This window comes from Candidatus Cloacimonadota bacterium (assembly GCA_034661015.1).
In the GTDB taxonomy this organism is placed as follows: Bacteria; Cloacimonadota; Cloacimonadia; order JGIOTU-2; family JGIOTU-2; genus JAYEKN01.
The window spans coordinates 1-5354 of the sequence record JAYEKN010000072.1 but is presented as its reverse complement, the minus strand read 5'-3'; the positions used below and the strand labels follow the sequence as shown (position 1 = coordinate 5354).

Sequence of the window (5354 nt, the reverse complement as noted above, 5' to 3'; positions counted from 1 at the left end):
AAAAAGCTGACTTGAAAGTCATCGAAAAAAAAGCACGCGAACTTGGAATGGCAAAAGAGGGGGAAAAAATTATTCGCATAAAAACTGATAAAATAAATAAAACGAATTAGTGTGCGTCCGTAAAGTACTATTTTTCGACCTCACCCCGACCCTTCCGCCAACTGGCGGAGAGAGGGAGATAAAAGTTCCCCTTCTCTTTGAAGAGAAGGGGTTAGGGGATGAGTTGTAAAAAGGATGAAGAATATATTTTACTTGATATGCTACTTTACGGACAGACACTAATTAGAGTCTATCCGTAAACTCCGAAACCTTGCGGATGGTTGGAAACCTCCGCAATGGTTGAGATGTGTAAACGACCACCATTGCGGAGGTTTGGAAAACAACCATCCGCAAGGTGCTTAAAAAATGCGAGTTTACGGATGGACTCGAGTAAAAGCAGAAACAGCATAAAGGGATTTTAGGGAATTACAATTTTGATTTTTTTTTACTTTTGGAATTTTATATTTCCTAAAAAGATAAAAATATCAGCTCCGTCGCAAACAAATCCGTAACAGAGCTGACATAAAAAATAATTAAATCAATTTTTCAATCAAATCTACAACACGGTTTGAATATCCGAACTCATTATCATACCATGAAATAACTTTGACTAAATTCTTATTCATTACTTTTGTAAGCTGTGAATCAAAGATGCTGGAATGCGGATTTCCAACAATATCACTGGAAACAAGCGGTTCATCGGAATATTGCAAGATTCCTTTTAATTCATTTTCAGAGGCTTTTTTTATAACAGCATTTATTTCTGCTTCAGTAACGTCTTTTTCCAATTCACAAACGAAATCCACGAGTGAACCATCCATGACCGGCACTCGCATTGCCATACCGTCAAGTTTACTATTCAGTTCCGGAATAACTTTACCGGTTGCTTTTGCTGCTCCGGTGGTTGTAGGTATAATATTAATAGCAGCTGCTCTGGCTCTTCGCAAATCACCCGGGTGAGGAGCATCCAAAAGATTCTGATCGGCAGTATATGCATGAACTGTTGTCATCAAACCCTTCTTAATTCCAAAATTATCATTCAAAATTTTTACTATGGGTGCGAAACAATTTGTGGTACAAGAGGCGTTTGAAACTATTTTATCTTCAGGCTTTAGATCATAATCATTTACACCGAGAACAATAGTAGCGTCAATCTCATCTTTTGCAGGCACGCTCAAGAGAACTTTTTTTGCTCCTGCTCTGATATGTTTTTCGATTTGTGCTTTTTTGCGGAACACACCGGTAGATTCCACTACCACATCCACATTTAGATCCTTCCAGGGAAGATTTTCAGGATCGCGTTCTGCAAAAACTTTAACTTCTTTTTCATCAACCCGGATCGCTCCATCCTTGGATTCGATCTTTCCACAAAATTGACCGTGAGTTGAATCATATTTTAAGAGATGCGCTAATGTTTTTGCATCGGTGATGTCGTTTATGGCAACAACATTGAAATTTTCTCGTTCGTGCATAATTCGGAAAACCAGTCTCCCAATCCTGCCAAAACCATTGATTGCTATGTTTATCATAGAAAACTCCTTTAATTTATTTATTTTTATTAATTTTAACATCTGGCGATATTGTCAAGATAATCGAATTCACAACAAAAATTTTATCCTTTTTATGAAAATTAAAAATCCACTTTCAAAAATTCACAAATTTGTAACGTCAGTTTTCTTGACATTTCCATTTCATTATATCAATAAATAGAAAAAAAATATAATTTAATAAACTAACGGTAGAAACGCAGTATTTTACCATATTCTCGGAACTTTACGTAGAACAATAAATATTTGAGATTCCAAGATGCTAAATAAATTAACGCAAAATATTATTACGTTGATAAAAAATATCCCAAAAGGAAAAGTGATTTCTTATGGAAAAATAGCCTTTTTTGCCGGTAACCCAAATGGGGCAAGACAGGTTGTTAGAATCCTCCATTCTTGTTCGCAGAAATATGATCTTCCGTGGCATCGAGTTGTAAATGCAAAACTGCAAATATCCTTTAAAGATGATGATGCAATATCGGAGCAAAGAGTCATGCTGGAAAAAGAGGGTGTGCGGTTTTCTTCAAAAGGAAAAATCGAAAAACAGTTCCTTTGGCAAATAGATTTTAAAGATAATATGATAAATTTAAAGGATAAATCAGAATGATTAAAAAAATTATTCTTAAAAAATTAGGCTGGATTCTATTAATATGTTTTCTGTTAGTTGGGTGTTCGGGAAAAATTGAATTTGAAAACGGAAAAATAAAAGGCGTAAATACCATAAATGAGTTGGATAAGGTTTCTGCTTTTAATTTTACGATAATGAGCGATAATAAAGGTGATTCTCCAGAAAGCAGTAAAGCGTTTGCAAATATGGTAACCCGGATAGAAAATAATGAAACAGAATTTGTGATCGGTCTCGGTGATCATGTAAAAAAAGGATGGGAAAACAGTTTTCTGCCCTTTTTACAAAAAAATGTGTGGTGGCGGAATCATTTTTATCCGAATATTGCAGACGGTGAGAATGAATTTTACGGTGAAAATCAGGGAGATTGGGGAAGCGGGAAAGAATTCTTCAAGGAAATAAATTTTGCTTCTTACCCAGATGTAGAAATACGAGAAAACGGCTGTGAATACTACGCAAAAATCAAAGTGAAGGATTACACAATCCACCTAATTCAATTGCATTATTCAGATAGTCCGCGCGAAGATTCACTTGCATTTGTAACGAATTCAAAGCAATACCTAACAGAAATATTAGACTCTATCCAAAAAGGTAAAAAGGATATCGTAATCGCTGCAGCTCATTCACGAACAGGTTTTTGGATTGATCAACTTGACCAAGAACAGAAAGAAATTGTTATGAAAAAATGTGATCTGGTACTTTCAGCAACAACACATTTTTTCGAGCGAAAAATCATAGAAGAATTTGGTAACAAAGGTCCCCTGATTATAAATACCGGTTCAATCACTTACCCGTCAAAATATTGCCCTTTCGGTTATGTTCAAATAAATGTGATTAAAAATCCCTTTAGTTTGGTTGTCCAATATATTGATGCCGGACGTAACGAACCGGAGATGCAGTTTGCAAATTATGCTTTTATTAAAATTATTAATGGGGAAATCTTGGAAACAGATTTTCGTCAAATGCGACCGGAGGAGAATGCTGAGCGAGTGATCGGACATATTCCGCAAGAGATTACTAAAGAAACAATGGGAAAAATCGCAGAAGAAATTTATCTATCTGCAACTGATGCCGACATAGCTTATGTCCGAGTTAATTCAGGTTTGGAAAAAGGTGATTTGAAATTTGCAACACTTTGGAATGTATTTCCATATAATAATGAAATATATGTTTTAAAACTCACACCTAAGCAAGTTGAAGATGTTTTTGAGTATAAAATTTCTAAAGAAAAATCAAATGAAATTCAAATTGCAATTAATAACTATAATGGTGAATATGTGATTGATTTGTTGAAATTGGACGAGGACAAATTCTATAAAACAGGGAAATGGGAAGTACCATTACTCCAAAAATGGGTGGAAAAGGATGAGTAGCATATTCCGCTAATTTTCGGGAGGGAAGCGATTATATTTATTCGTTAATTTTGCCAATCTGTTTGCAATTTTATCGGTTAACATATTTTTACTTAATCTCCATTCCCAATTCCCACCAACTGTCCCCGGGGTGTTCATTCTTGCTTTCGTTCCCAAAGCCAAAACATCTTGCATAGATGTTATAGCCCATATACAAGGGCTGGAATAAGCAAATTCTATCATATCACGGCAGATATTTTTTTCGTTGGAATTTAAAACTTCCTGAAGTTTCTGATAAATTTTGGGTTCGTGATTTTGTACCGCTCTAAACCAGCCGAGAGTTGTATCATTGTCATGTGTTCCGGAATAAATTATTTTATTTTGGGGAAATTCATTTAGGGGAACAAAATTATCACCAAAAGCAAATTGAAGTGGCAACATCCCGGGAAATCCGAATTGATCTCGCAAAGCAATTACTTCTTTTGTTAATGCTCCCAAATCTTCTGCAATAATTGGCAGTTCTCCGAATTTATTTTTTAAAGTTGACAATAATTTTTCACCGGGAACATCTAACCATTCTCCTTGCTCAGCAGTATTCTTGCCATAAGCCACCTGCCAGTTACGAACAAAACCGATGAAGTGATCAATACGCACATAATCAACATTTTCTAATAAATTAGCAATTCTATCCTGCCACCATTGAAAGTCATCGTGCTGCATTTTAACCCAATTGTAAATGGGATTTCCCCAAAGCTGTCCGGTTGGAGAAAAATAATCAGGGGGAACGCCAGCTACCACGGTTGGATTCCCATCCTTATTCAATTTGAACAAATCCTGATTTGCCCAAACATCTGCACTATCATAAGCAACATAAATGGGAATATCACCGACAATTTTCACTCTTTTTTCATTGGCATAGAGTTTCAGTTCACGCCATTGTTTTGCGAAAATATACTGAAGAAATTTCTGAAATTCAATCTGATCGGATAATTGTTCTTCCCATATTTTTATTGCTGTGGATTTTCGGTTTCGGATATTCTTTTCCCAAGTGTTCCACGATTTTCCCTGATGATGTTCTCGAAGAGAAGCAAACAATGCAAAATCGTTTAACCATTGCTGATTCTTAAAACAAAATTTTTTAAACGATCTATACAATCTTACATTATTCTTGTTTTTTAAAATTTCGAAGGCTGATTTAAGAATCTTAATTTTAAATTTTTCGACTTTATGAAATTCAACCTTGCTATCCAAAAATTTTGGTGAATTTTCAAGGTCTAAATTTGAAATTAATCCTTGGTCAATCAGTCTTGTCAGGTCTATCAGAAGAGGATTATTTGCAAAAGCAGAAATTGGATTGTAGGGAGAATTTCCATATCCGGGGAAATTCAGCGGCAGTATTTGCCAAATTGTTTGTTTTGCTTTTGCGAGAAAATCTATAAAATCGAATGCCTCTTTCCCGATATTTCCCATGCCAAACTTTCCCGTCAGTGAGCTTGGGTGAAGAAGAATTCCAGCTGATCTTTTAAATGTCATATACTTTCCTGTCTTAATTTTTTGGACATAATGTATCAATAATTTTATGCCTGTCAATGAATTCAGCCTAATATCGCATCCCCTCATTTTTTTACAAGAATACATCTAAAAAAACCGAGTTATTTGAGGGCATTTTGTCTGGATTTATTCGTCAGTCTTTTTGGACAATGGCTGCGAGGGGGTAAACCCCCACGCTAAATCGAAAAAAGTATTATGAATAATACTCATTACATAGCAGCCATTTTTTTCAGCCGGATT

4 protein-coding genes are annotated in these 5354 nt (G+C 35.3%); 2 read left to right on the top strand and 2 right to left on the bottom strand.

Features of this window, described 5'->3' with window-relative positions; genetic code table 11:
* Nucleotides 1–572 precede the first annotated feature (572 nt).
* Nucleotides 573–1568, bottom strand: a complete 996-nt coding sequence (gene gap / locus U9P79_02505; protein MEA2103501.1) for a type I glyceraldehyde-3-phosphate dehydrogenase — start codon at nt 1566–1568, stop codon at nt 573–575.
* A 277-nt stretch (nt 1569–1845) separates the two neighbouring features.
* Between gap and U9P79_02500 the strand changes: the two genes are divergently transcribed.
* Nucleotides 1846–2193, top strand: a complete 348-nt coding sequence (locus U9P79_02500; GenBank protein ID MEA2103500.1) for an MGMT family protein — start codon at nt 1846–1848, stop codon at nt 2191–2193.
* Complete coding sequence (locus U9P79_02495) at nt 2190–3584, top strand: 5'-nucleotidase C-terminal domain-containing protein (protein MEA2103499.1); 1395 nt, start codon at nt 2190–2192, stop codon at nt 3582–3584. The genes U9P79_02500 and U9P79_02495 overlap by 4 nt, the downstream gene beginning before the upstream one ends.
* Nucleotides 3585–3593: 9 nt before the next feature.
* Here U9P79_02495 and malQ read toward each other — a convergent pair whose 3' ends face one another.
* Nucleotides 3594–5183, bottom strand: a complete 1590-nt coding sequence (gene malQ, locus U9P79_02490) for a 4-alpha-glucanotransferase (GenBank protein MEA2103498.1) — start codon at nt 5181–5183, stop codon at nt 3594–3596.
* Nucleotides 5184–5354 lie beyond the last annotated feature (171 nt).